This window comes from Pseudomonas sp. GD03875 (assembly GCF_029840585.1).
GTDB classification, from domain to species: Bacteria; Pseudomonadota; Gammaproteobacteria; order Pseudomonadales; family Pseudomonadaceae; genus Aquipseudomonas; species Aquipseudomonas paralcaligenes.
Genome location: NZ_JAOCCV010000022.1, coordinates 64,683 through 91,524, shown reverse-complemented (window position 1 = coordinate 91,524; position 26,842 = coordinate 64,683). Strand labels below are relative to the sequence as shown.

At 67.8% G+C, this 26,842-nt stretch carries 28 protein-coding genes; 20 read left to right on the top strand and 8 right to left on the bottom strand.

The window, feature by feature from the left end; translation table 11 throughout:
* Positions 1–4 precede the first annotated feature (4 nt).
* Complete coding sequence (locus N5D30_RS18265) at positions 5–355, bottom strand: helix-turn-helix transcriptional regulator (RefSeq protein WP_279904479.1); 351 nt, start codon at positions 353–355, stop codon at positions 5–7.
* 235 nt (positions 356–590) lie between these two features.
* On the opposite strand from N5D30_RS18265, the gene N5D30_RS18260 reads away from it, so the two are divergent.
* The 3 genes from N5D30_RS18260 (at position 591) to tusA (ending at position 2,156) form a co-directional block, all read left to right on the top strand.
* Positions 591–1,259, top strand: coding sequence for a hypothetical protein (locus N5D30_RS18260; protein WP_279910094.1), 669 nt, complete (start codon positions 591–593; stop codon positions 1,257–1,259).
* A complete protein-coding gene (locus N5D30_RS18255; protein ID WP_220815998.1) occupies positions 1,256–1,798 on the top strand; it encodes a FlgO family outer membrane protein in 543 nt (180 codons plus the stop codon). The genes N5D30_RS18260 and N5D30_RS18255 overlap by 4 nt, the downstream gene beginning before the upstream one ends.
* 106 nt (positions 1,799–1,904) lie before the next feature.
* Positions 1,905–2,156, top strand: coding sequence for a sulfurtransferase TusA (gene tusA / locus N5D30_RS18250; protein WP_220815997.1), 252 nt, complete (start codon positions 1,905–1,907; stop codon positions 2,154–2,156).
* A gap of 66 nt (positions 2,157–2,222) precedes the next feature.
* Here tusA and N5D30_RS18245 read toward each other — a convergent pair whose 3' ends face one another.
* Positions 2,223–3,590: an MATE family efflux transporter gene (locus tag N5D30_RS18245; protein WP_279910092.1), complete on the bottom strand. Its 1,368-nt coding sequence runs from the start codon at positions 3,588–3,590 to the stop codon at positions 2,223–2,225.
* Positions 3,591–3,714: 124 nt separating this feature from the next.
* Here N5D30_RS18245 and pdxB point away from each other — a divergent pair, with 124 nt between their 5' ends.
* Positions 3,715–4,845, top strand: a complete 1,131-nt coding sequence (pdxB, locus tag N5D30_RS18240; RefSeq protein ID WP_279910091.1) for a 4-phosphoerythronate dehydrogenase PdxB — start codon at positions 3,715–3,717, stop codon at positions 4,843–4,845.
* A gap of 3 nt (positions 4,846–4,848) precedes the next feature.
* Here the strand turns inward: pdxB and N5D30_RS18235 are convergent, their stop codons facing one another.
* Entirely contained in the window at positions 4,849–5,022 is a 174-nt protein-coding gene (locus N5D30_RS18235; RefSeq protein ID WP_279904475.1) for a PA1571 family protein, read from the bottom strand.
* 113 nt (positions 5,023–5,135) lie between these two features.
* Between N5D30_RS18235 and N5D30_RS18230 the strand changes: the two genes are divergently transcribed.
* From N5D30_RS18230 to N5D30_RS18205, 6 genes are read left to right on the top strand one after another with little or no spacing between them, the layout of a single operon-like run.
* Positions 5,136–6,248, top strand: coding sequence for an ATP-NAD kinase family protein (locus tag N5D30_RS18230; RefSeq protein WP_279910090.1), 1,113 nt, complete (start codon positions 5,136–5,138; stop codon positions 6,246–6,248).
* A gap of 13 nt (positions 6,249–6,261) precedes the next feature.
* Positions 6,262–6,660, top strand: a complete 399-nt coding sequence (locus N5D30_RS18225) for a GFA family protein (protein ID WP_279910089.1) — start codon at positions 6,262–6,264, stop codon at positions 6,658–6,660.
* A 3-nt stretch (positions 6,661–6,663) separates the two neighbouring features.
* Entirely contained in the window at positions 6,664–7,236 is a 573-nt protein-coding gene (locus N5D30_RS18220; RefSeq protein ID WP_279910088.1) for a DUF1287 domain-containing protein, read from the top strand.
* Positions 7,237–7,269: 33 nt separating this feature from the next.
* Positions 7,270–7,710 carry a thiol-disulfide oxidoreductase DCC family protein gene (locus tag N5D30_RS18215; protein WP_279910087.1) on the top strand — a complete coding sequence of 147 codons (441 nt, stop codon included), beginning with the start codon at positions 7,270–7,272 and terminating at the stop codon, positions 7,708–7,710.
* On the top strand, positions 7,707–9,482 hold the full coding sequence (locus N5D30_RS18210; RefSeq protein ID WP_279910086.1) for an ABC transporter transmembrane domain-containing protein: 1,776 nt from the start codon (positions 7,707–7,709) through the stop codon (positions 9,480–9,482). The genes N5D30_RS18215 and N5D30_RS18210 overlap by 4 nt, the downstream gene beginning before the upstream one ends.
* A 14-nt stretch (positions 9,483–9,496) precedes the next feature.
* Entirely contained in the window at positions 9,497–10,603 is a 1,107-nt protein-coding gene (locus tag N5D30_RS18205) for a saccharopine dehydrogenase NADP-binding domain-containing protein (RefSeq protein ID WP_279910084.1), read from the top strand.
* Here the strand turns inward: N5D30_RS18205 and rhtA are convergent, their stop codons facing one another.
* From rhtA to N5D30_RS18190, 3 genes are all read right to left on the bottom strand, one after another.
* Positions 10,604–11,464 carry a threonine/homoserine exporter RhtA gene (gene rhtA, locus N5D30_RS18200; protein WP_279904470.1) on the bottom strand — a complete coding sequence of 287 codons (861 nt, stop codon included), beginning with the start codon at positions 11,462–11,464 and terminating at the stop codon, positions 10,604–10,606.
* A gap of 182 nt (positions 11,465–11,646) precedes the next feature.
* Positions 11,647–11,928, bottom strand: coding sequence for a pyrimidine/purine nucleoside phosphorylase (locus N5D30_RS18195; protein WP_220814508.1), 282 nt, complete (start codon positions 11,926–11,928; stop codon positions 11,647–11,649).
* 68 nt (positions 11,929–11,996) lie between these two features.
* Positions 11,997–12,539, bottom strand: coding sequence for an exonuclease domain-containing protein (locus tag N5D30_RS18190; RefSeq protein WP_279910083.1), 543 nt, complete (start codon positions 12,537–12,539; stop codon positions 11,997–11,999).
* 224 nt (positions 12,540–12,763) lie between these two features.
* On the opposite strand from N5D30_RS18190, the gene N5D30_RS18185 reads away from it, so the two are divergent.
* Positions 12,764–13,636 carry an NAD(P)-dependent oxidoreductase gene (locus N5D30_RS18185; protein WP_279910082.1) on the top strand — a complete coding sequence of 291 codons (873 nt, stop codon included), beginning with the start codon at positions 12,764–12,766 and terminating at the stop codon, positions 13,634–13,636.
* A 78-nt stretch (positions 13,637–13,714) separates the two neighbouring features.
* Here N5D30_RS18185 and N5D30_RS18180 read toward each other — a convergent pair whose 3' ends face one another.
* Positions 13,715–14,056, bottom strand: coding sequence for a DMT family protein (locus N5D30_RS18180; RefSeq protein ID WP_279904466.1), 342 nt, complete (start codon positions 14,054–14,056; stop codon positions 13,715–13,717).
* A gap of 97 nt (positions 14,057–14,153) precedes the next feature.
* Here N5D30_RS18180 and N5D30_RS18175 point away from each other — a divergent pair, with 97 nt between their 5' ends.
* The 3 genes from N5D30_RS18175 to N5D30_RS18165 are packed head-to-tail and all read left to right on the top strand — an operon-like array spanning position 14,154 to position 17,351.
* On the top strand, positions 14,154–16,373 hold the full coding sequence (locus N5D30_RS18175) for an alpha-glucosidase (RefSeq protein WP_279910081.1): 2,220 nt from the start codon (positions 14,154–14,156) through the stop codon (positions 16,371–16,373).
* 58 nt (positions 16,374–16,431) lie between these two features.
* Positions 16,432–16,683, top strand: a complete 252-nt coding sequence (locus tag N5D30_RS18170; protein WP_220814503.1) for a YkgJ family cysteine cluster protein — start codon at positions 16,432–16,434, stop codon at positions 16,681–16,683.
* A 59-nt stretch (positions 16,684–16,742) separates the two neighbouring features.
* Positions 16,743–17,351 (top strand): START domain-containing protein, encoded by a 609-nt coding sequence (locus N5D30_RS18165; RefSeq protein ID WP_279910080.1) that lies wholly within the window; start codon positions 16,743–16,745, stop codon positions 17,349–17,351.
* 198 nt (positions 17,352–17,549) lie between these two features.
* On the opposite strand, the gene gltA is transcribed toward N5D30_RS18165, so the two are convergent.
* Complete coding sequence (gene gltA / locus N5D30_RS18160; RefSeq protein WP_220814501.1) at positions 17,550–18,839, bottom strand: citrate synthase; 1,290 nt, start codon at positions 18,837–18,839, stop codon at positions 17,550–17,552.
* Positions 18,840–19,186: 347 nt separating this feature from the next.
* On the opposite strand from gltA, the gene sdhC reads away from it, so the two are divergent.
* The 6 genes from sdhC to odhB all read left to right on the top strand — a co-directional run bounded on the left by sdhC (position 19,187) and on the right by odhB (position 26,821).
* Positions 19,187–19,573, top strand: a complete 387-nt coding sequence (sdhC, locus tag N5D30_RS18155) for a succinate dehydrogenase, cytochrome b556 subunit (protein ID WP_279910079.1) — start codon at positions 19,187–19,189, stop codon at positions 19,571–19,573.
* Positions 19,567–19,935, top strand: coding sequence for a succinate dehydrogenase, hydrophobic membrane anchor protein (gene sdhD / locus N5D30_RS18150; RefSeq protein WP_220814499.1), 369 nt, complete (start codon positions 19,567–19,569; stop codon positions 19,933–19,935). Before sdhC ends, sdhD begins: the two co-directional genes overlap by 7 nt.
* A 3-nt stretch (positions 19,936–19,938) precedes the next feature.
* Positions 19,939–21,714 carry a succinate dehydrogenase flavoprotein subunit gene (gene sdhA / locus N5D30_RS18145; RefSeq protein WP_220814498.1) on the top strand — a complete coding sequence of 592 codons (1,776 nt, stop codon included), beginning with the start codon at positions 19,939–19,941 and terminating at the stop codon, positions 21,712–21,714.
* An 11-nt stretch (positions 21,715–21,725) separates the two neighbouring features.
* Positions 21,726–22,445 carry a succinate dehydrogenase iron-sulfur subunit gene (locus N5D30_RS18140; RefSeq protein WP_220814497.1) on the top strand — a complete coding sequence of 240 codons (720 nt, stop codon included), beginning with the start codon at positions 21,726–21,728 and terminating at the stop codon, positions 22,443–22,445.
* A gap of 245 nt (positions 22,446–22,690) precedes the next feature.
* Positions 22,691–25,522, top strand: a complete 2,832-nt coding sequence (locus N5D30_RS18135) for a 2-oxoglutarate dehydrogenase E1 component (RefSeq protein WP_279910078.1) — start codon at positions 22,691–22,693, stop codon at positions 25,520–25,522.
* A gap of 66 nt (positions 25,523–25,588) precedes the next feature.
* Positions 25,589–26,821 carry a 2-oxoglutarate dehydrogenase complex dihydrolipoyllysine-residue succinyltransferase gene (gene odhB, locus N5D30_RS18130; protein WP_279910077.1) on the top strand — a complete coding sequence of 411 codons (1,233 nt, stop codon included), beginning with the start codon at positions 25,589–25,591 and terminating at the stop codon, positions 26,819–26,821.
* The last annotated feature ends 21 nt before the right edge of the window (positions 26,822–26,842 follow it).

The window sequence follows — 26,842 nt, the reverse complement described above, 5'->3', positions numbered from 1 at the left end:
GGGCTCAGGGCTGCCTGCGCCGCCTGGTGGTGAGGCGGCAGAACCGGGTCAGGGTCTCGAGGGCGAAGGCGCGCTCCTCCTCGTGCAGGGAGTCGAGCATCGCCTGCAGCGCGCTGGCTTCGCCATGGGCGCCCGGCGCCCCGTCCTCGGCGAAGAATTCGCTGAGGGACACCCCGAATATCTCGCACAGCCTCTGTATGGTCGCCAGGGAAGGCAGGCTGACGCCCCGCTCGAAGCGGGAGATGGTGATCGGGTCCACTTCCAGTGCCAGCGAGAGTTGCTCCTGCGTGATGCCCAGCGCGGCGCGGTGCCTTGCGATGGTCTTGCCTACGGTAGCTGCGAGTTTCTGGCGCACGGGTAAACCTAATTTGTCATGTCCAAATCCATGCGCGAAATGATTGAGCGTTCACAATCCTTCCGTTAGGCTTCAATATGTCTAGGTAATTAGATGATCTAATATGCCTAGTGCTGTATCTGGAGTCCGATCGGGGAAGTCGTGGGGGAGGCTTTGCACGGCAGGCCTGCGAGAGGTCCAGACGGCGCCGAATGGCCAGCGGGGGCAACCCGCGTCTCTTATCCAAGGATCGACTATGCAAAGAACAATCATCACGGGCCTGCTCATGGGGAGCGCGGTGCTGAGCGGTTGCACGCGCTACGCGGAAGCGCCGCAGCCGACCCACTTTCCCAGCCAGGAGCAGCAGAAGCTGCAGGCGGCTTCCCACTGGCAGCTGATCGCCGAGGATGCGGCCACGCAACTGCTCAAGTCCCTGCCCGACGGCGCGCCGCTGCACGTGCGCCAGGGCGCCGGGCAGAGCCCCTTCGAGCAGGCGTTCACCACCCAGCTGGTGGGCATCCTCAGTGCTTCGGGGCACCCCGTGATGAAGACGGCGGACCGGCCGGGCACCCTGCTGGTGGAGGTGTCCGCCAATCCGCTGCGCTTCTCCCAGGGCCGCCAGAAGCCACGGGCGGCCGGCGAGCTGACCACGCTGGCGGGCGGGCTGTGGGTGCTGCGCAACCTCTACAGCAACGTGTCGCCGGGCGCGGCCATGATGGGCGGCGCGGTCGCCCTGGACGCGGCCAACTGGTTCGGCTCCAGGTACGCCGCCGACGTGCCGCAGAGCGAGCTGATCGTGACCACCAGCGTGTCCAGCGACGAGCGCTACTACGCCCAGACCAGTACCGCCTACTACACCACCGACGCGGACTGGGGGCTGTACGCCCGCAGCGCCGCCCTGCCGGTCAAGGGGGGCAGCCGATGAGACGTTCCCTGCTGGTTTCGCTGTTGGCGCTGAGCCTGCTCGGCACGGCCGGCTGCGCCCCGACGGAGAAGGGGCCGAGCTACGCGGCCGCGCGCAGCAACCCCTTCATCCCCACCAACCACCAGGCGGCCGACGCCCTGCTGGCGCAGATGCCCGGCGGTGGCGGCACCATGATCATCGCCACGCTGGTCAACATCGACGCTCTGGAAAACTCGTCCACCCTGGGCCGGCTGATCTCCGAGCAGATTTCCGCGCGCTTCACCCAGGCTGGCTATCGGATGGTGGAGATGAAGTTCCGCAACAACGTCTACATGTCCCAGAGCCAGGGCGAGCTGATGCTGACGCGGGAAATCCACGAACTGGCCAGTTCCTACTCGGCCCAGGCGGTGGTGGTTGGCACCTACGGCGAAAGCAAGGACTACGTCTTCGTCAACCTGAAGGTGATCCAGCCGAACACCAACGTGATCCTCGCGGTGCACGACTATGCGCTGCCGATCGACGGCAACGTCCGCACCATGCTGCGCAACCGGCGCTACTGAGCCGCGCATGGCCGCCCGCCTGCCGTGGCGGAGGCGGGCGGGCCGGTGTGGGTGGTCCGGCGGGCGGCTTTGCGTGACAATACGCGCCTGTCTGCGGAGCCCTACCATGTCCAACCCGAAGAGCCTGGCCCCCGATGCCATCCTCGACGCCACCGGCCTGTTCTGTCCCGAGCCGGTGATGATGCTGCACAACAAGGTGCGCGACCTGCCGGCCGGCGGCCTGCTCCAGGTGCTCGCCACCGATCCCTCGACCAAGCGCGACATTCCCAAGTTCTGCCTGTTCCTCGGCCACGAGCTGCTGGAGCAGGGCGAGGACGGCGGCACCTACCAGTACTGGATTCGCAAGAAGCTCGATTGATCTCCCGGCGGCGCCGTGCATCACCCGCGTAGGGCGGGTGAAACCCGCGTCACCACCATACGTCGATCACGCGCGAATGTGCCGGCGCGCGCTGCGCTGCAGGCGGATGCCGAGCAGCACGGCGGCGCAGGTCAGGCCGACCACCAGGCCCTGCCACAGCCCCTTGGGCCCGGAGGGCTCGCCGAACAGGTCGCTCAGCCCCAGCGCGTAACCCACCGGCAGGCCGATGCCCCAGTAGGCGAACAGGGTGAAGACCATGGTCGCGCGGGTGTCCTGGTAGCCGCGCAGGGCGCCGGCCGCGGTCACCTGGATGGCGTCGGAGAACTGGAACAGCGCGGAATACACGATCAGCCCGCTGGCGATGGCGATCACCTCCGGGGCCGAGGTGTAGATCTGCGCGATCTCGTGGCGCAGGGCGAACATCAGGCTCGCCGACAGGCAGGCATAGCCCAGCGCCGTGCCCATCGCCACGCCCGCCGAGAAGCGTGCATCGCGCGGCTGGCCGCGGCCCAGCGCCTGGCCGACCCGCACCGTGGCGGCCATGCCCAGGGAATAGGGGATCATGAACACCAGCGAGCTGAAGTTCAGGGCGATCTGGTGGCCGGCCACCACCGTGGCGCCCAGCCCGCCGATCAGCAGGGCGATCACCGAGAAGATGCTCGCCTCGGCGAAGATCGACACGCCGATGGGCACGCCGATCGACAGCAGGCGCCTGATTACCGGCCACTGCGGCCGGTCGAAGCGGCGGAACAGCTGGCTGGCCTGGTAGTAGGGCGCGCGGCGCACCCACCACAGCAGGGCCAGCAGCATCCCCCACATGACGATGCCGCTGGCCCAGCCGCAGCCCACGCCGCCGAGGGCCGGCATGCCGAGGTGGCCGTAGATCAGCACGTAGTTGAGCGGGATGTTCAGCAGCAGCCCGCCGATGCCGATGATCATGCTCGGCCGGGTGCGGCCGAGGCCGTCGCTGAAGCAGCGCAGCACCTGGTAGATGGCCACCGCCGGGAAGCCGAAGGCGATGCCGTGCAGGTAGCGCATGGACATGTCGGTCAGCTCCGGCTCGACCTGCATCAGGCGCAGCACCGGCGTGGCGTTCCACAGCAGGGCGGCGCAGCAGCAGCCGATCACCAGCCCCAGCCACAGGGCCTGGCGCACCAGCGGGCCGATCTCGCCGTGGGTGCCGGCGCCGAAGCGCTGCGCCACCTTGGGCGTGGTGGCCAGCAGCAGGCCGGTCATCAGCAGGTACACCGGCACCCACAGGGAATTGCCCAGGGCCACGGCGGCGAGGTCCCGCGGGCTGACGCGGCCGGCCATCACGGCGTCGACGAAGCCCATGGCGGTGTGCGCCAGCTGGGCGATGATGATCGGTGTCGCCAGCGACAGCAGGGCGCGCAGTTCGGCCAGGGCGCGGGCGGGGCGGGAGAGGGCGGGCATGGGAGGTCCGGCGGGCGGTGCGAAAAGGCGCGCTAGTCTAGCCCTGTCCCCCTGGTCAGAAAAGCGCGGTTTACCGGGACTAGCGCAGAGCGCCTAGAATGGCGGCTCGTGATTGGAGTGCTCCATGCAGATAGTCGCCGACGAAAACATCCCGCTGCTCGACGAATTCTTCTCCGCCTTCGGCCCGATCGCCCGCCATCCCGGCCGTGGCATCGACCGCGCCGCCCTGGGCGACGCCGAGGTGCTGCTGGTGCGCTCGGTGACCCGGGTCGACCGCGCCCTGCTGGAGGGCAGCCGGGTGCGCTTCGTCGGCACCTGCACCATCGGCACCGACCATCTCGACCTCGATTACTTCGCCGAGGCCGGCATCGCCTGGTCCAGCGCCCCCGGCTGCAACGCCCGGGGCGTGGTGGACTACGTGCTGGGCTGCCTGCTGGCACTGGCCGAGACCACCGGCAGGCCGCTGGCCGGGCTGCGCTACGGCGTGGTCGGCGCCGGCCAGGTCGGCGGCCGCCTGGTGCAGGTGCTGCGCGGCCTGGGCTGGCCGGTGCTGGTGTGCGACCCGCCGCGCCAGGCCGCCGAGGGCGGCGACTTCGTCGACCTGGCGACCATCCTGCACGAATGCGATGTGATCAGCCTGCACACGCCGCTGGGCGCCGGCACCCGCCACCTGCTCGGCGCCGAGCAATTGCGCGCGCTGCGCCCGGGCGCCTGGCTGATCAATGCCAGCCGCGGCCCGGTGGTGGACAACGCGGCGCTCAAGGCCCACCTGAGCGCGGGGGCCGACCTGCAGGTGGCGCTGGACGTGTGGGAGGGCGAGCCGCTGGCCGACCCCGAGCTGGCCGCGCTGTGCCGCATCGCCACCCCGCACATCGCCGGCTACAGCCTGGACGGCAAGCTGCGCGGCACCGCGCAGATCTATCGGGCCTACTGCGCGGCGATGGGGCTGGAGGAGCGGGTGCGGCTGGCCGACCTGCTGCCGCCGGCCTGGCTGGAGGCCATGGCCCTGCATGCCGGGGCGAGCCCCGAGTGGGCGCTGGCGAACCTGTGCCGGGCGGTGTACGACCCGCGCCGCGACGATGCCGACTTCCGCCGCTCGCTGGTGGGCGACGCGGCGCAGCGCAAGGCGGCCTTCGATGCGCTGCGCAAGCACTACCCCTATCGCCGCGAGATCGACGGCCTGCGCGTGCGCCTGGACGGCGAGGCGCCACGCCTGGCGGAGCTGGTCAGGGCGCTGGGCTGCGAGCTGTCTTGAGCGTCAGGCCTGGCGGGCCGCCTGCCAGCGCCGTTCCAGCTCGCGGCAGGCCTGCTGGATCATCTGCTCGGTGATGGGGATTTCCCGGCCCTCGGCGTCGATGACGGAGCCGCCCACCGGTTGCTGCGGATCGAGCGGGGCGAAGCGGGGTTGCGGGGACTGCTGTTGTGCGTTCATGAGCGTTCTCCAGGCTGTGAAGGCAGTCTAGAAAGGGCAGATGAAGGCGCCGTGACAGCGGACGCGAGAGGTTCTTTCGGCGCGGCCAAGGGCGCGCCTCGATTGGAGTGGCTATGAGTGTTTTCCATCTGGGCCTGATCATCAACCCGCTGGCCGGCCTCGGCGGACCGGCGGCGCTCAAGGGCAGCGACGGCGTGGCCGCCGAGGCCCTGGCCCGTGGCGCCGAGCCGCGCGCGGCGGAGCGCACGCGCATCGCCCTGGAATGCCTGCGGCCGGTGGCCGAACGCCTGGCGTTCGTCACCTTTCCCGGCGCCATGGGCGCCGATCTGCTGGGCGAGCTGGGCTACGCCCACCGGGTGCTCGGCAGCCTGGGGGCGGGGCCGACCACCGCCGAGGACACCCGCGCCGCCGTGCGCGCTCTGCAGGACGCCGGCTGCGCGCTGATCCTGTTCGCCGGCGGCGACGGCACGGCCCGCGACGTGTGCGCGGCGGCGCGGGAGGACCAGCCGGTGCTCGGTATCCCCGCCGGGGTCAAGATCCACTCCGGGGTCTACGCGATCAGCCCGCGGGCCGCCGGCCAGATGGCCCTTAGGCTGGTCGAGGGCGGCCTGGTGCGCCTGTCCAGCGGCGAAGTGCGCGACCTCGACGAGGCGGCGCTACGCGACGGCCGTCTCAGTGCCCGCTGGTACGGCGAGCTGTGCGTGCCGGTGGAGGGCGAGTTCATGCAGCACGTCAAGCAGGCCGGCATGGAGTCCGAGGAGCTGGTGCTGGTGGACCTGGCCGACTGGCTGCGGGAAAGCTGGGATGAGGGCGTGCGCTACGTGTTCGGCCCCGGCTCGACCTTGCACGGCCTGGCGCAGAACCTAGGCCTGGAGACCACCCTGCTGGGCGTCGACGTGATCGAGGACGGCGCGGTGATCGCCCGCGACGTGACCGAGGCCCAGCTGTTCTCGCTGGTCGACGGCTATCCTGCGCGCCTGCTGGTCACCGCCATCGGCGGCCAGGGCCATATCATCGGCCGCGGCAACCAGCAGATCAGCCCGCGGGTGCTGCGCGCCATCGGCCTCGACCACCTGCGGGTGGTGGCCACCAAACGCAAGCTCGGCACCCTGGAGGGGCGCCCGCTGCTGGTGGACAGCGGCGATCCGGCGCTGGACGACGCCTTCCCCGACGCCGTGCGGGTGTGGGCGGGCTACAAGGAAGAACTGCTCTATCCATTGGCCTGACCGGGAGAAAACCATGCACCAGGGAAGCTGCCTGTGCGGCGACGTCCGCTACCAGATCGAGGGCGAGCTGCCGCCCATCCAGCTGTGCCACTGCGGCCAGTGCCGGCGCGCGCAGGGCACGCCGTTCGCCAGCAACATCCCGGTCGCGGAGGCGTCCTTCCACCTGCTCGGCGGTGCCGAGCGGCTGCAGGCGTTCGAGTCCTCGCCGGGCAAGCAGCGGGTGTTCTGCTCGCGCTGCGGCTCGCCGATCTACAGCCGCACCAGCAAGCTGCCGGGCGTGCTGCGCATCCGCGCCGGCAGCCTGGAGGGCGAGGTCGCCAGCCGGCCCGGCTGGCATATCTACGCCGACTCCCGGGCCAACTGGTGGGAGCTGCACGACGACCTGCCGCGCTACGCCGAACGCAAGGAGTGACCGATGCGCCACCTCCTGCTCCTGCTGCTGTTCGCGCTGGCGCCGGCCTGGGCCAGCGCCATCGACCCGCAGCGCCTGGTGCTCGATGCCCGCGATCAGGTCGGCGTGACCCTGGGCTACGACCCGGTCTACCGCCAGCTCGACTACCCGGGCGGCGACGTGCCGGCGAGCACTGGCGTGTGCACCGATGTGGTGATCCGCGCCCTGCGCGTCCAGGGCCTGGACCTGCAGAAGAGCGTGCACGAGGACATGCGCGCGAATTTCTCGCTGTACCCGAGGAACTGGGGGCTGAAGCGCCCGGACCGCAACATCGACCACCGCCGGGTGCCCAACCTGATGACCTGGTTCCAGCGCCAGGGCATGTCCCTGGCGGTGAGCGACGAGCCGGCGGGCTACCGGGCCGGCGACGTCGTCACCTGGGACCTGGGGCGCGGCCTGACCCACATCGGCATCGTCTCGGACCGCCACAGCGCCACAGGCGTGCCGCTGGTGCTGCACAACATCGGCCGTGGCACGCAGGAGGAGGACATCCTGTTCGCCTACCGCGTCACCGGCCACTATCGCTTCACCCGATGAGTTAGCATCGCGGGTCAGACCCGGGAGGCATCCATGGCGTTACCACCCCACATCCAGGCCGGCGAGCGCGTCGTGCTGTTCGATGGCGTGTGCCGGCTGTGCAACGGCTGGGCGAAGTTCCTGATCCGCCACGACCGCGAGCGGCGCTTCCGCCTCTGCTCGGTGCAGTCCGCCGAGGGCCAGGCGATCCTGGCCTGGTTCGGCCTGCCCATCGACGCGTTCGAGACCATGGCCTACGTGGAGGGCGAGGCGCTGTTCGTCCGCTCCGACGCGGTGCTGCGCATCGTCGGCCAGCTGCCCGGCCCCTGGCGCCTGTTGGCCGGGCTGCGCGTGCTGCCACGGCCGTTGCGCGACTGGTGCTACGACCGCATTGCGCTGAACCGCTACCGCCTGTTCGGCCGCTACGACAGCTGCCTGCTGCCCGACCCGGACCACGAGCGCCGCTTCCTCGACTCCGCCGAGCCGCGTTCATGAGCCTGCTGTCCGCGGGCCGGCGCGAGGCGCTGCGCCTGGCCTGGCGCTTCGTCTCGCCGTACCGCTGGCGCCTGGTAGGCGCGCTGGCCGCGCTGTTGTTCACCGCCGCCATCACCCTGTCCATGGGCCAGGGTATCCGCCTGCTGGTGGACCAGGGCCTGGCCACCCAGTCGCCCGAAGCGCTGCGTCACTCCATCGGCCTGTTCTTCGTGCTGGTGCTGGCCCTGGCCGTCGGCACCTTCACCCGCTTCTACCTGGTCAGCTGGATCGGCGAGCGTTTCGTCGCCGACATCCGCCGGCGCGTGTTCGACCACCTGATCGGCCTGCACCCGGGCTTCTACGAGAGCAACCGCGCCTCGGAAATCCAGTCGCGGCTGACCGCCGACACCACGCTGCTGCAGACGGTGATCGGCTCCTCGCTGTCCATGGCCCTGCGCAACGGCATCATGCTGGTCGGCGGGGTGCTGCTGCTGTTCGTCACCAACCCCAAGCTGACCGCCATCGTGGTGGCGGCGCTGCCGCTGGTGGTGGCGCCGATCCTGATCTTCGGCCGCCGTGTGCGCGAGCTGTCGCGGCAGACCCAGGACCGGGTCGCCGACGTGGGCAGCTACATCGGCGAGACCCTGGGCCAGATCAAGACGGTGCAGGCCTACAATCACCAGGCCCAGGACCGGGCCCGCTTCGCCGGCACGGTGGAGGCGGCGTTCGCCACGGCGGGCCGGCGCATCCGCCAGCGCGCCTGGCTGATCACCGTGGTCATCGTGCTGGTGCTCGGCGCGGTGGGGGTGATGCTCTGGGTCGGCGGCATGGACGTGATTGCCGGGCGTATCAGTGGCGGTGACTTGGCCGCCTTCGTGTTCTACAGCCTGATCGTGGGCATGGCCTTCGGCTCCATCAGCGAGGTGATCGGCGAACTGCAGAGCGCGGCCGGCGCCGCCGAACGCATCGCCGAGCTGCTGCGCACGCGCAACCTGATCACCGCGCCGGGCGAGGGCCTGTTGCGTCTGCCCGAGCGGGTCAGCGGCGCCGTGGCGTTGCGCGGCGTGCGCTTCAGCTACCCGAGCCGACCGGAGCACCCGGCCATCGACGGCATCGATCTGGCCGTGCGCCCCGGCGAGACGCTGGCGCTGGTCGGCCCGTCGGGCGCCGGCAAGTCGACCCTGTTCGACCTGCTGCTGCGCTTCTTCGACCCGCAGGAGGGCGAGATTCTGGTCGAGGGCCTGCCGATCCACCGGCTCGACCCGGCCGACCTGCGCCGCTGCTTCGCCCTGGTGTCGCAGAACCCGGCGCTGTTCTACGGCAGCGTGGCGGACAACCTGCGCTACGGACGGCCCGAGGCCAGCGACGCGGAGGTCGAGGCGGCGGCGCGGGCCGCCCACGCCCACGAATTCATCGAGCGCCTGCCCCAGGGCTACCAGACCCACTTGGGCGAGGCCGGGCTGGGGCTCTCCGGCGGCCAGCGCCAGCGCCTGGCCATCGCCCGCGCGCTGCTCACCGACGCGCCCATCCTGCTGCTGGACGAGGCCACCAGCGCGCTGGACGCCGAGAGCGAGCACCTGATCCAGCAGGCGCTGCCGGAACTGATGCGCGGGCGCACCACCCTGGTGATCGCCCACCGCCTGGCCACGGTGAAGAACGCCGACCGCATCGCGGTGATCGACCGCGGCCGCCTGCAGGCCATCGGCAGCCACGGCGAACTGGTGCTGAGCAACCCGCTGTACGCCCGGCTGGCCGAGCTGCAGTTCAATACCGAGCGCCGCGCAGGCGACTGAGCGAAGGAGCGCGTGTGGCAAAGGATTTCGGCGTGGTGGTGCTGGGCGGCTACGGCAACTTCGGCCAGGTGATCGTGCAGCGGCTGGCGGCGACCACGGGGATGCGCGTGTGGATCGCCGGACGCGACCTGGCCAGAGCCGAGGCGCTGGCCGAGCGGAGCGGCGGCCAGGCGCTGCGGCTGGACATGAATGCCCCCGACCTGGCCGAGCGCCTGCGCGCCACCGGGGCGCGCCTGCTGATTTCCACCGCCGGCCCGTTCCAGGGGCAGGACTACCGGGTGGCACGGGCCGCCATGGCCGCCGGCATGCACTACGCCGACCTGGCTGACGCACGGGCCTTCGTCTGCGGCATCGGCGAGCTGGACGCGGCGGCGAAGGCGGCCGACCTGCTGGTGTGCGGCGGCGCCAGTTCGGTGCCGGCGCTGGCCGGCGCGGTGGTCGATGCGCTGTTGCCGCGCTTCTCGCGGCTGGACCTGATCTGGCACGGCATCAGCTCCTCGGAGAAGACGCCCGGGGTGTCCACGGTGGCGGCGGTACTGAACTACTGCGGCAAACCCTTCCGCCAGTGGCGGGGCGGCGCATGGCGGACCGTGCATGGCTGGCAGGACCTGGCCCGCCACGACTTCCCGGCGCCGCTCGGCTCGCGCTGGGTGGCCAACTGCGATATCCCCGACCTGGAGCTGTTCCCCCAACGCTATCCGGGCGTGCGCGAGGTGCGTTTCTCCGCCGGCGTCGGCCTGCTTCCGACCCAGTTCGGCACCTGGGTGCTGTCCTGGTTGGTGCGTGCCGGGTTGCTGCGTGACGCCGTGCCGCTGGCGGGCTTCCTGCAGCGCCGGGCGGTGGCGCTGGAAGGCTTTGGCGACGGCCGCAGCGGCATGTTCGTGCGCCTCGAAGGCGTGAGCACGGATGGCCGGCCGCTGCGCCTGTGCTGGGAACTGCTGGCGGAAGATAACGACGGCCCGAACATTCCCTGCATGGCCGCGGTGGCCCTGGCCCGCAAGCTGGCGGCGGGCACCCTGGACGCGCGTGGCGCCATGCCCTGCCTGGGCCTGTTGAGCCGCGAGGACTACCTGGCGGAGCTGGAGGGGCTGGCGATCACCAGCGCCCTGCGCGAGTACTGATCAGGCGTGGCCGCGCGGGCGGATGGTCGCCGCCGCGCCGGTCGAGGCGAGAATGATGGCGCCGATCGCCAGCCACTGGATCGGGCTCAGCCGTTCGCTCAGGAAGATCAGCCCCAGACAGGCGGCGATGGCCGGCTCCAGGCTCATCAGCACGCTGAAGGTGCGCGCCGGCATGCGGGTGAGGGCGAACATCTCCAGGCTGTAGGGCAGCGCCGAGGACAGCACCGCCACGGCCAGGGCCACCGGCAGCAGGTCGAGGGAGAACAGCTCGCCGCCGACCTGCCACAAGCCCACCGGGAACACCAGCAGGGCCGCCACCAGGGTGCCGAAGGCCACGGTCTGCGCGCCGTGGGCGGCCCCGGCCTTCTGTCCGAACAGGATGTACAGCGCCCAGCAGACCCCGGCGGCCAGGGCCAGCGCCATGCCCGTCGGGTCCAGATGGTCGTCGGCGGCGGTGTCCGGCAGCAGCAGCCAGAGGCCGAGCACGGCCAGGACGATCCACACGAAATCCAGCAGCCGGCGTGAGGAGAACAGCGCCAGGGCCAGCGGGCCGGTGAACTCCAGGGCCACGGCGATACCCAGCGGAATGGTCTTCAGAGACATGTAGAACAGCAGGTTCATCGCCCCCAGCGACAGGCCGTAGCCGAGCAGCGAGCGCCAGGCGGCGAAGTTGGGGCGGGTGCGCCAGGGCCGCATCACCACGCACAGGATCAGCGCGGCCAGGCTCAGGCGCAGCGCCGTGGTGCCCTCGGCGCCGACCAGGGGGAACAGGCTCTTGGCCAGGGACGCGCCGCTCTGGATGGAGGTCATGGCGACCACCAGCAGGGCGATGGGCAGGGCGATGGAGGTGGCGCGAGGCATGCTGGAATCCGGGCGGTACTGGGAGCGAAGGGTCAACAAGTGTGTAGTAGGGTGCGCCATGCGCACCGGCAAGCCGGCGCAGGACCTCGGTGCGCGCGGCGCACCCTACAAGCGCGTTTACCAATGGAACATAGCCAATAAAAAACCGGCCACTGGGGCCGGTTCTTCCAATCAGGCCAGGCTCAGCGATATTCGCAGAGATAGGCGGTGTCCACGGCGACCTTCAGCTGGAACTTGCTGTTGCCCGGCACGGTGAACTGGCTGCCGGCCTCGAAGGTTTCCCAGTTGTCGCTGCCCGGCAGCTTGACGGTCAGGGCGCCGGCGACCACGTGCATCACTTCCAGCTGGGCGGTGCCGAACTCGTACTCGCCGGGAGCCATGACGCCGATGGTGGCGGGGCCTTCGTTCATGGCGAAGGCGATGGATTTGACGGTGCCGTCGAAGTATTCGTTGACCTTGAACATGGCGGGCTCCTCGGAAGGGGTGAAAAAAGGCCCGCCAGTATGCCCAAGCGGGCCGCGCCAGTCAGCCCTCAGGCGGCAAATATCAGCGGTAGCAGGCGGGCGGTATTGCGCGCGTCCTCCAGGGCGCGGTGCTGCTGGCCCTGGAACTGCAGGCCGGTCAGCTGCAGCGCGCCGTGCAGGCCGACGGGGCGGGCCAGCCGGCGACTCCTGGCGAAGTCCTGCTTGAGGTTGTGGTGGGGGATGGCCTGCAGGCTGCTGCGCAGCTGGTGGCGCTGCCATTCCAGCTGCAGCTGGCGGCGATCGTAGTCGCCCCAGCTGCCCCAGCCGACGAGATGCGGCAGGTGCGGCTCCAGCCAGCGCTCGAACTGCGGCCAGACCTGGTCCAGCGGCGCGGCGCCGTCTATCTGGCTCTGGCTGATATGGGTGAGTTCGCGGCAGAAGGCGGTGAGGCAGGGACGGCGCAGCGGGCGGACGAAGCGCCGGAAGTGCTCCAGCTCGTGGCCGTCGGGCGCCACCAGGCTGGCGCCGATCTCGATGATTTCCATCTCTTCCACCGGCCAGCCGCCTTCCTCGGTGGTCGCTTCCAGGTCGATGATCAGCCATTGGCGCATGCGGGTCTCCTCGGGTTGCGAAGCAGTATGGTCGGCGGTCGTGCGGCGGGCAAAGAATCGCCGGAAGCGATTGCCGACGCGGCCTTTTGAGGTGCCGACGTGAAGCGTGTTCGCCGGGGCGACGGGGCGCAAACGCCGCGCGCACAGTTTTGCCATTCAGCTGTGCCGGCCGGCGCCGCGCCGATCCGGGCTATGCTTGGACATCAGTCAGTGAGGAGATGGGCATGGCAAAGGTGGCGTTTATCGGTCTGGGCGTGATGGGCTTCCACATGGCCGGGCATCTGGCCTGCGAAGGGCATGAGACCTGCGTGTACAACCGCTCCCCGGCCAAGGTGCAGCTGTGGGAGGACGAATTCGCCGGCGAGTCGGCGGCCACTCCGCGCGAGGCGGCTCAGGGCGCCGAGTTCGTGATGACCTGCGTGGGCAACGACGACGACCTGCGCAGCGTGGTGCTCGGCCCGGACGGCGCCTTCGCCGGCATGGCGCCCGGCGCGGTGCTGGTCGACCACACCACCGCCTCGGCCGATGTCGCCCGCGAGCTGGCGGCCATTGCCGTCGAGCGTGGCCTGGGCTTCCTCGACGCGCCGGTGTCCGGCGGCCAGGCCGGCGCCGAGAACGGCATGCTGACGGTGATGGTCGGTGGCGAGGAACACTTCTACAAGCGCGCCGAGCCGGTGATCGACGCCTACGCCAAGATGGTCAAGCTGATGGGCCCGGTGGGCAGCGGCCAGTTGACCAAGATGGTCAACCAGATCTGCATCGGCGGCCTGGTCCAGGGCCTGGCCGAGGCGCTGCACTTCGCCCAGTGCGCCGGCCTGGACGGCCACGCGGCGATGGAGGTGATCAGCAAGGGCGCAGCCCAGTCCTGGCAGCTGGAGAACCGCCACCAGACCATGCTGGACGGCAAGTTCGACTTCGGCTTCGCCGTGGACTGGATGCGCAAGGACCTGTCGATCCTGCTGGAAGAAGCCCGCCGCAACGGCGCGCAGCTGCCGGTGACGGCGCTGGTCGACCAGTTCTATTCCGACGTGCAGGCCATGGGTGGCGGCCGCTGGGATACCTCCAGCCTGATCGCCCGCCTCAAGCAGCGCCCCTGAGCCAATCGCCCGCCCGGCGCCGGGCGGGCCCGTTGGCGCCATTCGACGCCCGTTCCGACGCGCTCGGTCGCGGCCGCCTCAGGTGCGGAAGATAAAGTACACCGCGCCGAGCAGGCACAGGCCCGCCCACAGGTAGTCCAGCTTCAGCGGCTGCTGCATCACGTAGACGCTGAACGGGACGAACACCGCCAGGGTGATGACCTCCTGCATGATCTTCAGCTGGCCGACCGACAGCTCGGTGTAACCGATGCGGTTGGCCGGCACCATGATCAGGTACTCGAACAGCGCGATGCCCCAGCTGACCAGCGCCGCGACCAGCCACGGCTTGCTGTTCATGGTCTTCAGGTGGCCGTACCAGGCGAAGGTCATGAAGATGTTGGACAAGGTGAGCAGGGCGGCGGTTTGCATCCAGACCGGCATGGCGGTGTTCTCGCGCAAGGAAAAGCCGCAAGCCTAAAGAGCTGCGCGCGGCCGGCCAAGCCCCGGCCGCCGATCAATTCATTCGAGGGGGAAGGGCGTGGTCAGGTGGATTCGCGGTGGAGTGCTGCTGGGGCTGGCGGGTGTCGCGGCATTCGCGGCCTGGAGCGGTTGGCAAGCCTGGCAGCAGCGCGCCATCCGGGCCGAGCTGGAGGTGGCGCCGGCCCTGGATTCGGCGCGCCAGTTCGCCCTGGGCGGCAATCGCCTGGAGTGGGATGGCCGGAGCCTGCGGCTGCTCGTGGGCCAGCGCGTGCTGTGGTCCACCGACGGCGGCTTCCTGGCCGCCGGGCGCGGTCATGAGGAGGTGGAGGAGCATCGCGGCGCCATGTTCGTCGAGGAGCGGCGCGAACTGCTCTGCCGGCGGCAGCGCCTGGACGCCATCGAGCCGCGCGACGGGCGTCTGCTGCTGCGCGGCGTCCTGGGTTGCGCCGACGACAGCGAAAGCGGCTATGCGCTGATCCTCGAAGACGATGGCGAGCGCGGCGTGCGCCTGGCCGTGGCGCTGGACGACGAGCGCCTCAACCGCCTCTACCTCGACTGGCGGCGCGAGCCCGACGAGCGTTTCCACGGCTTCGGCGAACAGTTCAGCACCTTCGACCTGGCCGGCCGGCGGGTGCCGATCCTGGTGCAGGAGCAGGGCGTCGGGCGTGGCCTGGAGCCCATCACCACCGCCGCCAACCTGACCGCCCGCGCCGGCGGCGACTGGTGGACCACCTACGCGCCGGTGCCGCACTACCTGAGCAGTGCGGGACGTAGCTTCTTCAGCGAGTCGGGCGCCTACCAGGTGTTCGACCTGCGCGACGAGCACCGGGTGCAGCTCGAAGTACACGAGGGACGACTGGCCGCGCGCATCTACACGGCGGCGGACGCACCCGGGCAGATCGCCCAGCACACCGTGGTGGTCGGGCGCATGCCGCCGCTGCCGGACTGGACCCAGCGCGGCGCCATCGTCGGGCTGCAAGGCGGCACCGAGCGGGTGCGCGGCATCCTGCGCCAGCTGGACGAGGCCGGCGTGCCGCTGGCCGGTGTCTGGCTGCAGGACTGGGTCGGCCAGCGCAGCACCAGCTTCGGCAAGCAACTGTGGTGGAACTGGAGCCTGGACGAGCGGCACTACCCGGGCTGGGCGGCGCTCAACGGCGAGCTGCAGGCCCGTGGGATGCGCAGCCTGGCCTATGTGAATCCCTTCCTGGTGGACATGGCCGAACAGCCCGGCACTGCCCGCAACCTGTACGCCGAGGCGCGCGAGCGGGGCTACCTGCTGCGCGATGCAACCGGCCAGCCGCTGTCGCTGCTCAACACCAGCTTCAGCGCCGGCATGCTCGACCTGAGCAACCCCGAGGCACGCCAGTGGCTCAAGCAGGTGCTGCGCGAGGAAATGCTGGCCCGTGGCTTCTCCGGCTGGATGGCCGATTTCGGCGAGGCGCTGCCCTACGAGGCGCGGCTGGCCAGCGGCGAACCGGCGGCGCTGGCGCACAACCGCTATCCCGAGGAGTGGGCGCGGCTCAACCGCGAGCTGCTGGAGGAAGCGGGCGGGCAGGGAGAGCTGTTCTTCTTCATGCGCTCGGCCTTCAGCCGCAGCCCGGGGCTGACCACCAGCCTGTGGGCCGGCGACCAGCTGGTGACGTGGGATGCCCATGACGGCCTGCACAGCGCGCTGCTGGGCATGCTCTCCGGCGGCCTGTCTGGCTTCGCCCTCAACCACAGCGATACCGGCGGTTACACCACTATCAGCCACCCGCTGAAGGACTACCACCGCGACGACGAGCTGCTGTCGCGCTGGATGGAATTCTCCGCCTTCACCAGCCTGCTGCGCAGCCACGAGGGCAACCGGCCGGACGCCAACCGGCAGGTCTACAGCTCGCCCGAGCTGCTGGCCCGGTTCGCCCGCTGCGCGAAGATCTTCGCCGCACTGGCGCCCTATCGGCAGCAGCTGATGGAGGAGGCCGCGCGCAGCGGCATGCCGCTGATGCGGCCGCTGTGGCTGCACTACCCGGACGATCCGGCCGGCCAGCAGGCGCTGCCGCGCAGCTTCCTGCTCGGCGACCAGCTGCTGGTGGCGCCAGTGCTGGAGCCTGGGGTGAGCCAACTGGAGGTGCTGCTGCCGGCCGGCGATTGGGTGCATCTATGGTCGGGCAGGACGTTGCGGGCCCGTGCCGGCGAGCCGGTGAAGGTGCCGGTGCCCTTGGGCCAGCCGGCGGTGTTCTATCCCGAGGGCGCCGCGCTGGCGGCCAGCCTGGCGAAGCTGCGCGACATCAGGTGATGGAAGGCCGGGCGCGCAGGCGTTAAGATCGCCGCCGCCCAGCGCATGAGAGGTCTTCATGGAGTGTCGTGCCGGCTGCGGTGCCTGCTGCATCGCACCTTCCATCAGTTCCCCGATTCCCGGCATGCCCGACGGCAAGGCTGCGGGCGAGCGCTGTCTGCACCTCACCGCCGAATTCCTCTGCGGCATCTTCGGCCGCCCCGACCGGCCTGCCGTGTGCTCGGCGTTCGCCGCCGCCGACTATGTCTGTGGCGGCAGCCGCGACGAGGCGATCCGCCTGCTCGGCTGGCTGGAACAAGCCACCGCCTGAGCGAGTCGAACCCCAGGCCCGGCGGCGCTGCCGGCGGGCCCACATCCCAAGGAGCAACGATGATCGCATTGAGTCGAGTGGCCGCCGCCTGTGGCCTCAGCCTGCTGGCCGCCGGCCTGGCCCACGCCGAGGACTGGAAACTGGCGAAGGACGAGGATGGCATCCAGGTCTACCTGAGCGAGGTGCCGGGCTCCAAGTACAAGGCCTACCGCGGCGTGACCACCATCGCCAGCGACGTGGACACCCTGCGCAAGCTGCAGGAAGACGTGAAGGGCTCGTGCGCCTGGATTCACGCCTGCGCCGAACAGAGCCTGCTCAAGCACGAGGGCATGGAGAGCTGGGTCCATACCCGCTTCAAGATGCCCTGGCCGGTGGATGCCCGCGACTCGGTCCTCCACGTGGTCTCGGAGCAGGGCGCCGACGGCATCCTGACCCGCAGGATGGACGGCCAACCGCAGTACCTACCGCTGGACAAGGACTACACCCGGGTCGCCAGCCTGCAGGGCTACTGGCGCCTGGAGCCGAAGGGCGAGGGCAAGGTCGAGGTGACCTATCAGGTGCATACCGAGCCGGGCGGCAGCGTGCCATCCTGGCTGGCTAACAGCTTCGTGGTGGATGCGCCCTTCAATACCCTGAAGGGGCTGCGCGAGCTGGCCGAGAAACGCTGAGACCAGAATGAAAAAAGGCTGCCATCCGGCAGCCTTTTTCTTTGGCTATGTCCCCGTTACGTGTTGGTGGCGCAATTTCTGCTTTTGTGGGAGCGGCTGGGCGGCATTCCGATTGGCCGCGAAATTCGCGGATAAATCCGCTCCCACAAGGTGTGCAACAACTTAACGGGGACAGAGCCTTTTCTTTACCCGCAGAACTTACTTGCGGTCTTCCAGCTTGATGTAGTCGCGCTGGGTGTGGCCGGTGTACAGCTGGCGCGGGCGGCCGATCTTGTACGGGCTGGAGAGCATTTCCTTCCAGTGCGAGATCCAGCCGACGGTGCGCGACAGGGCGAAGATCACGGTGAACATGCTGGTCGGGATGCCGATGGCCTTGAGGATGATGCCCGAGTAGAAGTCCACGTTCGGGTACAGGTTGCGTTCCTTGAAGTACGGATCGGTCAGGGCGATCTCTTCCAGGCGCATGGCCAGTTCCAGCTGCGGGTCGTTGGTGATGCCCAGTTCGCCCAGGACTTCGTCGCAGGTCTTCTTCATCACGGTGGCGCGCGGGTCGCGGTTCTTGTACACGCGGTGACCGAAGCCCATCAGCTTGAACGGGTCGTTCTTGTCCTTGGCCTTGGCGATGAAGGTGTCGATGTTCTCGACGCTACCGATCTCGTCCAGCATGGTCAGCACGGCTTCGTTCGCACCGCCGTGGGCCGGACCCCAGAGGGCGGCGATGCCGGCGGCGATACAGGCGAACGGGTTGGCGCCGGAGGAACCGGCCAGGCGCACGGTGGAGGTGGAGGCGTTCTGCTCATGGTCGGCGTGGAGGACGAAGATGCGGTCCATCGCCTTGGCCAGTACCGGGCTGATCGGTTTGATCTCGCACGGGGTGTTGAACATCATGTGCAGGAAGTTTTCCGCGTAGTTCAGGTCGTTGCGCGGATACATCATCGGCTGACCCATGGAGTACTTGTAGGTCATGGCCGCGATGGTCGGCATCTTGGCGATCAGGCGCATGGCCGAGACTTCGCGGTGATGCGGATTATTGATGTCCAGGGAGTCGTGGTAGAAGGCGGACAGGGCGCCGACCACGCCGCACATGATGGCCATCGGGTGGGCATCGCGGCGGAAGCCGTTGAAGAAGCTCTTCAACTGCTCGTGAACCATGGTGTGGTTCTTGATGATGCTGACGAACTTGGCCTTCTGCTCCGCGGTCGGCAGTTCGCCGTTCAGCAGCAGGTAGCAGGTTTCCAGGTAGTCGGACTTCTCGGCCAGCTGCTCGATGGGGTAGCCGCGGTGCAGCAGGACGCCGGCATCGCCGTCGATATAGGTGATCTGCGACTCGCAGGAGGCGGTGGACATGAAGCCAGGATCAAAGGTGAAGCGACCCGTCGCGGTCAGGCCCCTCACATCGACAACATCGGGACCTACGGTGCCGGTCAATACGGGCAGCTCTACGGGGGCACTGCCCTCGATGATCAACTGCGCTTTTTTGTCAGCCATGTCGGCCTCCTGTTTATGCTTGAAATCATCAGAAGCCCCCCACGCAGGGCCCGGGACACTATAGAGACATAAATCTGAAAGTCAATTTACCAGAACCCACGCGGCAGACGGGTTTCAGCCCTTTTTCAGGGCGCGGGGAGGGGCCTAATACGTGATTTGTCGAGGGCGCGCAATCCGCTTTTTGGGGTGGGCCATTACGTTGTCATTAGTTACCTAACTGTCTATACTCTGCGCCCGGCCGTCAGGGGCTTAAAGGCCTACAATTAGACGGCTGGCACTCCCTTGGTGAGGGGTACCTGACCAGTGCACTTCCCGACAACTTGCCCTGCTTGTTAGGGGCCTCTAGTGTGAAAAAAGCCGTGAATAGCCAACGACCTGTAAACCTAGATCTCAGGACAATCAAACTCCCGATCACAGCTTATACGTCCATTCTGCACCGTGTTTCCGGTGTCATCCTCTTCCTGGGTATCGTCATCGTGCTGTTCGCACTCGACAAATCCCTGGCGTCCGAGGAAGGCTTTGCAGAAGTTCAGGCGTGTCTCGCCAGCCCGCTGGCCAAGCTGATCATCTGGGGCCTGCTGTCCGCCCTGCTGTACCACCTGGTGGCCGGTGTACGCCACCTGATCATGGACTTGGGTGTCGGCGAGTCGCTGGAAGGCGGCAAGCTGGGCTCGAAGATCGTCATCGCCGTATCGGTTGTGATCATCGTTCTGGCGGGGGTCTGGATATGGTAACCAACGTAACCAACTTCTCGCGCTCGGGCCTCTATGACTGGATGGTCCAGCGTGTCTCTGCGGTCGTTCTCGCGGCTTATTTCCTGTTCCTGATCGGATTCGTGGTGGCTCATCCGGGCCTCACCTACGCCGACTGGCATGGTCTGTTCTCCCACACTGCGATGCGCATCTTCAGCCTGCTGGCTCTGGTCGCGCTCATCGTGCACGCCTGGGTCGGTATGTGGACCATCACCACCGATTACCTGACGCCCATGGCCATCGGCCGCTGGGCGACCGGTGTGCGTTTTCTCGTCCAGGCGGTTTGCGGCGTGCTCCAGTTCGTCGTGTTCGTCTGGGGTGTGCAGATCCTGTGGGGTTTCTGATCCATGTCTAGCATTCGTACTCTTCCTTATGACGCCATCATCGTCGGTGGCGGTGGTGCGGGCATGCGTGCCGCACTGCAACTGGCACAGGGCGGCCACAAGACCGCCGTCGTGACCAAGGTCTTCCCGACCCGTTCGCACACCGTATCCGCCCAGGGCGGCATCACCTGCGCCATCGCCTCGGCCGACCCGAACGACGATTGGCGCTGGCACATGTACGACACCGTCAAGGGCTCCGACTACATCGGTGACCAGGACGCGATCGAATACATGTGCTCCGTCGGCCCGGAGGCCGTGTTCGAGCTCGAGCACATGGGCCTGCCGTTCTCCCGTACCGAGCAGGGCCGCATCTACCAGCGTCCGTTCGGTGGTCAGTCCAAGGGCCCGGACAATCCGTCCGTCCAGGCTGCCCGTACCTGCGCCGCGGCCGACCGTACCGGTCACGCCCTGCTGCACACCCTGTACCAGGCCAACCTGAAAGCCGGCACCTCGTTCCTCAACGAGTGGTACGCCGTCGACCTGGTGAAGAACCAGGACGGCGCCGTGGTCGGCGTCATCGCCATCTGCATCGAGACCGGCGAGACCGTCTACATCCGCTCCAAGGCCGTGGTCCTGGCCACCGGCGGTGCCGGTCGCATCTACTCCTCGACCACCAACGCCCTGATCAACACCGGTGACGGCGTGGGCATGGCCCTGCGTGCCGGCGTGCCGGTGCAGGACATCGAGATGTGGCAGTTCCACCCGACCGGCATCGCCGGCGCCGGTGTACTGGTCACCGAGGGTTGCCGCGGTGAGGGTGGCTACCTGATCAACGCCCATGGCGAGCGCTTCATGGAGCGCTACGCTCCGAACGCCAAGGACCTGGCCGGCCGCGACGTGGTCGCCCGCTCCATGGTCAAGGAAGTGATCGCCGGCAACGGCTGTGGCCCGGACAAGGACCACGTGCTGCTGAAGCTCGACCACCTCGGCGAGGAAGTGCTGCACAGCCGCCTGCCGGGCATCTGCGAACTGTCCAAGACCTTCGCCCATGTCGACCCGGTGCTCGCTCCGGTTCCGGTGATCCCGACCTGCCACTACATGATGGGCGGCGTTGCCACCAACATCCATGGCCAGGCCATCACCCAGGACGCCAACGGCAACGACAGGATCATCGAAGGTCTGTTCGCTGTAGGTGAAGTGGCTTGCGTATCGGTACACGGCGCCAACCGTCTGGGTGGCAACTCGCTGCTCGACCTGGTGGTCTTCGGTCGTGCCGCGGGTCTGCACCTGGAAAAAGCGCTGAAGGAAGGCGTGGAAGTCCGTGGCGCCAGCGAGACCGACATCGAGCAGTCGCTCAAGCGCCTGTCCGGCGTCAACGAGCGCAGCAGCGGCGAAGACGTGGCTCCGCTGCGTAAAGAGCTGCAGGCCTGCATGCAGAACTACTTCGGCGTATTCCGTACCGGCGAATACATGAAGAAGGGTATTGCCCAGCTGTCCGAGCTGCGCGAGCGCATCGCCAACGTCAAGATCGCCGACAAGAGCCAGGCCTTCAACACCGCGCGCATCGAAGCGCTGGAGCTGCAGAACCTGCTGGAAGTGGCCGAAGCCACCGCCATCGCCGCCGACACCCGTACCGAATCCCGTGGCGCCCATGCCCGCGAGGACTACGAGGATCGCGACGATACCAACTGGCTGTGCCACTCCCTGTACTTCCCGGGTGAGAAGCGCGTCTCCAAGCGCGCCGTCAACTTCGCGCCGAAGACCGTTCCGGCGTTCGAACCCAAAGTACGTACTTATTAAGGGTGGCCACCATGTCTCTTGGTAACACTTTGCAAGTCAGCGTTTATCGCTACAACCCGGAAAAGGATTCCTCGCCGTTCATGCAGGACTTCCAGGTGCAGATCGACGGCAAGGACCTGATGGTTCTCGACGTGCTGGCCCTGATCAAGGAGCAGGACGAGGGCTTCTCCTACCGTCGCTCCTGCCGCGAAGGCGTCTGCGGTTCCGACGGCATGAACATCAGCGGCAAGAATGGCCTGGCCTGCATCACCCCGATCTCCACCGTGGTGAAGGGCAACAAGCTGGTCATCCGCCCGCTGCCGGGTCTGCCGGTCATTCGTGACCTGGTCGTCGATATGAGCATCTTCTACAAGCAGTACGAGAAGGTGCAGCCCTACCTGCAGAACGATACGCCGTCGCCGGCCATCGAGCGTCTGCAGTCGCCGGAAGAGCGCGAGAAGCTGGACGGCCTGTACGAGTGCATCCTGTGCGCGTGCTGCTCCACCAGCTGCCCGTCCTTCTGGTGGAACCCGGACAAGTTCCTCGGTCCCGCTGCGCTGCTGCAGGCCTATCGCTTCCTGGCCGACAGCCGCGACACCAAGACCGCCGAGCGTCTGGCGTCCCTGGATGACCCGTTCAGCGTGTTCCGCTGCCGCGGCATCATGAACTGCGTCAACGTGTGCCCCAAAGGTCTGAACCCGACCAAGGCCATCGGTCACGTACGTAACATGCTGCTGCAGAGCGGTACCTGATACACCGTTTCACGTTGCACCTGCGCCGGCGGAGCGATTCGCCGGCGCAGTAAAGCCAGAGCCCCAGCTCACAAAGCCAGGGTTCTTATTTTGAAAGAAAAATGACGACCAGCAGGGGCATCCGGGCTGGTACCCGGACTATCTGCGGGATCCGTAGTGGCTTACCAGGTCGCTGCTTCAGGACTTCGAATGGCCCAGCTACGGCTTCTACGCCGGTGGTGTCCCCTTACCGAGGGTGACCAAGCATGCAAGAAAGCGTGATGCAGCGCATGTGGGACAGCGCCCACCTATCCGGTGGCAACGCGGCCTACGTGGAAGAGCTCTATGAGCTCTACCTGCACGATCCCAACGCTGTGCCCGAAGAGTGGCGCACCTACTTCCAGAAGCTGCCGGCCGACGGCGACGCCGCCACCGACGTTTCGCACTCCACCGTCCGCGATCATTTCGTGCTGCTGGCCAAGAACCAGCGCCGCGCCCAACCGGTTTCCGCCGGAAGCGTCAGCAGCGAGCACGAGAAGAAGCAGGTGGAGGTTCTGCGCCTGATCCAGGCATACCGCATGCGCGGCCACCAGGCCTCGACGCTCGACCCGCTGGGGTTGTGGCAGCGTCCTGCGCCGGCCGATCTGGCGGTCCACCACTATGGGCTGACCGACGCCGACCTCGACACCACCTTCCGCACCGGTGAGCTTTACATCGGCAAGGAGGAGGCGACTCTACGAGAAATCCACGAGGCGCTGCAGCAGACATATTGTCGCACCATCGGTGCCGAGTTCACCCACATCGTCGATTCCGAGCAGCGCAAGTGGTTCCAGCAGCGCCTGGAAAGCGTGCGCGGCCGCCCGGCCTATTCGGTCGAGGTGCAGGGCCATCTGCTCGAGCGCCTGACCGCCGCCGAAGGCCTGGAAAAATACCTGGGCACCAAGTACCCGGGCACCAAGCGTTTCGGTCTGGAAGGCGGCGAGAGCCTGATCCCGCTGCTCGACGAGATCATCCAGCGCTGCGGCTCCTACGGCACCCAGGAAATCGTCATCGGCATGGCCCACCGCGGCCGTCTGAACGTGCTGGTCAACACCTTCGGCAAGAACCCGCGCGACCTGTTCGACGAGTTCGAAGGCAAGCAGGTCGAAGGCCTGTCCTCCGGTGACGTGAAGTACCACCAGGGCTTCTCCTCCAACGTCATGACCTCGGGCGGCGAAGTCCACCTGGCGCTGGCCTTTAACCCTTCGCACCTGGAGATCGTCTCTCCGGTGGTCGAGGGTTCGGTGCGCGCCCGCCAGGACCGCCGCAACGACGCGAGCGGCGACAAGGTGCTGCCGATTTCCATCCACGGCGACGCGGCCTTCGCCGGTCAGGGCGTGGTCATGGAAACCTTCCAGATGTCGCAGACCCGTGCCTACAAGACCGGCGGCACCATCCACATCGTGATCAACAACCAGGTCGGCTTCACCACCAGCCGTGCCGACGACTCGCGCTCCACCGAGTACGCCACCGACGTGGCGAAGATGATCCAGGCGCCGATCCTGCACGTGAACGGCGACGATCCGGAGGCGGTGCTGTTCGTCACCCAGCTGGCCGTCGACTATCGCATGCAGTTCAAGCGTGACGTGGTCATCGATCTGGTCTGCTACCGCCGTCGCGGCCACAACGAGGCCGACGAGCCGAGCGGCACCCAGCCGCTGATGTACCAGCAGATCGCCAAGCAGCGCACCACCCGCGAGCTGTACGCGGAAAGCCTGACGCAGTCCGGTCGCCTCGACGACGAGCGCATCCAGACCAAGATCGACGAGTACCGCAACGCGCTGGACAACGGCCAGCACGTGGTCAAGAGCCTGGTCAAGGAGCCGAACAAGGAGCTGTTCGTCGACTGGAAGCCGTACCTGGGCCACGCCTGGACCGCGCGCCACGACACCCGCTTCGACCTGAAGACCCTGCAGGACCTGGCCGGCAAGCTGCTGGAAATCCCGGAAGGCTTCGTCCTCCAGCGCCAGGTCGCCAAGGTGCTGGAAGACCGCGCCAAGATGACCGCCGGCGGCATGCCGATCAACTGGGGCTACGCCGAGAACCTGGCCTACGCCACCCTGCTGTTCGAAGGCCACCCGGTGCGCATGACCGGCCAGGACGTGGGTCGCGGCACCTTCTCGCACCGCCACGCGGCGCTGCACAACCAGAAGGACGCCAGCACCTATCTGCCGCTGCAGCATCTCTATGAGGGCCAGCCGAGGTTCCAGCTGTACGACTCCTTCCTCTCGGAAGAGGCCGTGCTGGCGTTCGAATATGGCTACGCCACCACCATGCCCAACGCGCTGGTGATCTGGGAAGCGCAGTTCGGCGACTTCGCCAACGGTGCCCAGGTGGTGTTCGACCAGTTCATCTCCAGCGGCGAGCACAAGTGGGGTCGCCTGTGCGGCCTGACCATGCTGCTGCCGCACGGCTACGAGGGGCAGGGCCCGGAGCACAGCTCCGCGCGCCTGGAGCGCTACCTGCAGCTGTGCGCCGAGCACAACATGCAGGTCTGCGTGCCGACTACCCCGGCGCAGGTCTACCACATGCTGCGTCGCCAGGTGATCCGCCCGTTGCGCAAGCCGCTGGTGGTGCTGACGCCGAAGTCGCTGCTGCGCCACCCGCTGGCCATCTCGACCCTGGAAGAACTGGCCGAAGGCTCGTTCCAGACCGTCATCGGCGAGATCGATCCGATCGAGCCGAAGAAGGTCGAACGTGTCGTGCTGTGCAGCGGCAAGGTGTACTACGACCTGCTGGCCAAGCGTCGTGCAGAGGGTCGCGAGGACATCGCCATCGTGCGCATCGAGCAGCTCTATCCGTTCCCGGAAGAGGACCTGACCGAGGCGCTGGCGCCGTACAAGAACCTCAAGCACATCGTCTGGTGTCAGGAAGAGCCGATGAACCAGGGCGCCTGGTACTGCAGCCAGCACCACATGCGCCGTGTCGCCACCGCGCACAAGAAGGACCTGTTCCTGCAGTACGCCGGCCGCGATGCCTCGGCCGCGCCGGCCTGTGGTTACGCCTCGATGCACGCCGAGCAGCAGGAAAAACTGCTGCAGGACGCCTTTACTGTTTAACGCCTTCACCCAGGGGGCTGCGGGTGCAGCCCCCTGGCAAGAACCGAATTTAAGGAAACGCACATAATGGCTATCGAGATCAAAGCCCCAACCTTCCCGGAATCGGTTGCCGACGGCACCGTGGCCACCTGGCACAAGAAGCCGGGCGATGCGGTCAAGCGCGATGAGCTGATCGTCGACATCGAAACCGACAAGGTGGTGATCGAAGTTCTGGCCGAGGCTGACGGTGTGCTGGCCGAGATCATCAAGAACGAAGGCGATACCGTCCTCTCCAACGAGCTGCTGGGCAAACTGAGCGAAGGCGGTGCGGCCGCTGCTGCCGCGCCTGCCGCCGCCGCTCCGGCGTCCGCCGCACAGCCCGCTGCCGCCCCGGCCGCTGGCGCCGCTGACGACGCCATCCTGTCGCCGGCCGCGCGCAAGATCGCCGAAGAGGGCGGTATCGACCCGAACTCCATCACCGGCACCGGCAAGGGCGGTCGCGTGACCAAGGAAGACGCCGTCGCCGCCGTTGCCGCCAAGAAGTCCGCTCCGGCTGCTCCGGCGGCCGCCAAGCCGGCCGCTCCGGCTGCCGAGGCTCCGGTGTTCGCCGCGGGCGACCGCGTCGAGAAGCGCGTGCCGATGACCCGCCTGCGCGCCAAGGTTGCCGAGCGCCTGGTCGAGGCGCAGTCCACCATGGCCATGCTGACCACCTTCAACGAAGTCGACATGCATGAAGTCATGGCGCTGCGTTCGAAGTACAAGGACCTGTTCGAGAAGACCCACAACGGTGTGCGCCTGGGCTTCATGTCCTTCTTCGTCAAGGCTGCCGTCGAGGCGCTGAAGCGCTTCCCGGCGGTCAACGCCTCGATCGACGGCAACGACATCGTCTACCACGGCTATCAGGACATCGGCGTGGCCGTGTCCAGCGACCGTGGTCTGGTGGTACCGGTGCTGCGCAACGCCGAGCTGATGAGCCTGGCCGAAGTCGAGAACGGCATCGCCACCTTCGGCAAGAAGGCTCGCGACGGCAAGCTGTCGATCGAGGAAATGACCGGTGGCACCTTCACCATCACCAACGGCGGCACCTTCGGCTCGATGATGTCGACCCCGATCGTCAACCCGCCGCAGGCCGCCATCCTGGGCATGCACAACATCATCCAGCGCCCGGTGGCCATCAATGGCCAGGTCGTGATCCGCCCGATGATGTACCTGGCGCTGTCCTACGATCACCGTCTGATCGACGGTAAGGAAGCGGTCAGCTTCCTGGTCACCATCAAGAATCTGCTGGAAGACCCGGCTCGCCTGCTGCTGGACATCTGATCCACGGCCGGCAACGCGGTG

Coding starts and splice junctions, on each gene's coding strand:
- N5D30_RS18260 (WP_279910094.1), top strand. CDS start 591: ATGCAAAGAACAATCATCACGGGCCTGCTCATGGGGAGCGCGGTGCTG.
- N5D30_RS18255 (WP_220815998.1), top strand. CDS start 1,256: ATGAGACGTTCCCTGCTGGTTTCGCTGTTGGCGCTGAGCCTGCTCGGC.
- tusA (WP_220815997.1), top strand. CDS start 1,905: ATGTCCAACCCGAAGAGCCTGGCCCCCGATGCCATCCTCGACGCCACC.
- N5D30_RS18245 (WP_279910092.1), bottom strand. CDS start 3,590: ATGCCCGCCCTCTCCCGCCCCGCCCGCGCCCTGGCCGAACTGCGCGCC.
- pdxB (WP_279910091.1), top strand. CDS start 3,715: ATGCAGATAGTCGCCGACGAAAACATCCCGCTGCTCGACGAATTCTTC.
- N5D30_RS18235 (WP_279904475.1), bottom strand. CDS start 5,022: ATGAACGCACAACAGCAGTCCCCGCAACCCCGCTTCGCCCCGCTCGAT.
- N5D30_RS18230 (WP_279910090.1), top strand. CDS start 5,136: ATGAGTGTTTTCCATCTGGGCCTGATCATCAACCCGCTGGCCGGCCTC.
- N5D30_RS18225 (WP_279910089.1), top strand. CDS start 6,262: ATGCACCAGGGAAGCTGCCTGTGCGGCGACGTCCGCTACCAGATCGAG.
- N5D30_RS18220 (WP_279910088.1), top strand. CDS start 6,664: ATGCGCCACCTCCTGCTCCTGCTGCTGTTCGCGCTGGCGCCGGCCTGG.
- N5D30_RS18215 (WP_279910087.1), top strand. CDS start 7,270: ATGGCGTTACCACCCCACATCCAGGCCGGCGAGCGCGTCGTGCTGTTC.
- N5D30_RS18210 (WP_279910086.1), top strand. CDS start 7,707: ATGAGCCTGCTGTCCGCGGGCCGGCGCGAGGCGCTGCGCCTGGCCTGG.
- rhtA (WP_279904470.1), bottom strand. CDS start 11,464: ATGCCTCGCGCCACCTCCATCGCCCTGCCCATCGCCCTGCTGGTGGTC.
- N5D30_RS18195 (WP_220814508.1), bottom strand. CDS start 11,928: ATGTTCAAGGTCAACGAATACTTCGACGGCACCGTCAAATCCATCGCC.
- N5D30_RS18190 (WP_279910083.1), bottom strand. CDS start 12,539: ATGCGCCAATGGCTGATCATCGACCTGGAAGCGACCACCGAGGAAGGC.
- N5D30_RS18185 (WP_279910082.1), top strand. CDS start 12,764: ATGGCAAAGGTGGCGTTTATCGGTCTGGGCGTGATGGGCTTCCACATG.
- N5D30_RS18180 (WP_279904466.1), bottom strand. CDS start 14,056: ATGCCGGTCTGGATGCAAACCGCCGCCCTGCTCACCTTGTCCAACATC.
- N5D30_RS18170 (WP_220814503.1), top strand. CDS start 16,432: ATGGAGTGTCGTGCCGGCTGCGGTGCCTGCTGCATCGCACCTTCCATC.
- N5D30_RS18165 (WP_279910080.1), top strand. CDS start 16,743: ATGATCGCATTGAGTCGAGTGGCCGCCGCCTGTGGCCTCAGCCTGCTG.
- gltA (WP_220814501.1), bottom strand. CDS start 18,839: ATGGCTGACAAAAAAGCGCAGTTGATCATCGAGGGCAGTGCCCCCGTA.
- sdhD (WP_220814499.1), top strand. CDS start 19,567: ATGGTAACCAACGTAACCAACTTCTCGCGCTCGGGCCTCTATGACTGG.
- sdhA (WP_220814498.1), top strand. CDS start 19,939: ATGTCTAGCATTCGTACTCTTCCTTATGACGCCATCATCGTCGGTGGC.
- N5D30_RS18140 (WP_220814497.1), top strand. CDS start 21,726: ATGTCTCTTGGTAACACTTTGCAAGTCAGCGTTTATCGCTACAACCCG.
- N5D30_RS18135 (WP_279910078.1), top strand. CDS start 22,691: ATGCAAGAAAGCGTGATGCAGCGCATGTGGGACAGCGCCCACCTATCC.
- odhB (WP_279910077.1), top strand. CDS start 25,589: ATGGCTATCGAGATCAAAGCCCCAACCTTCCCGGAATCGGTTGCCGAC.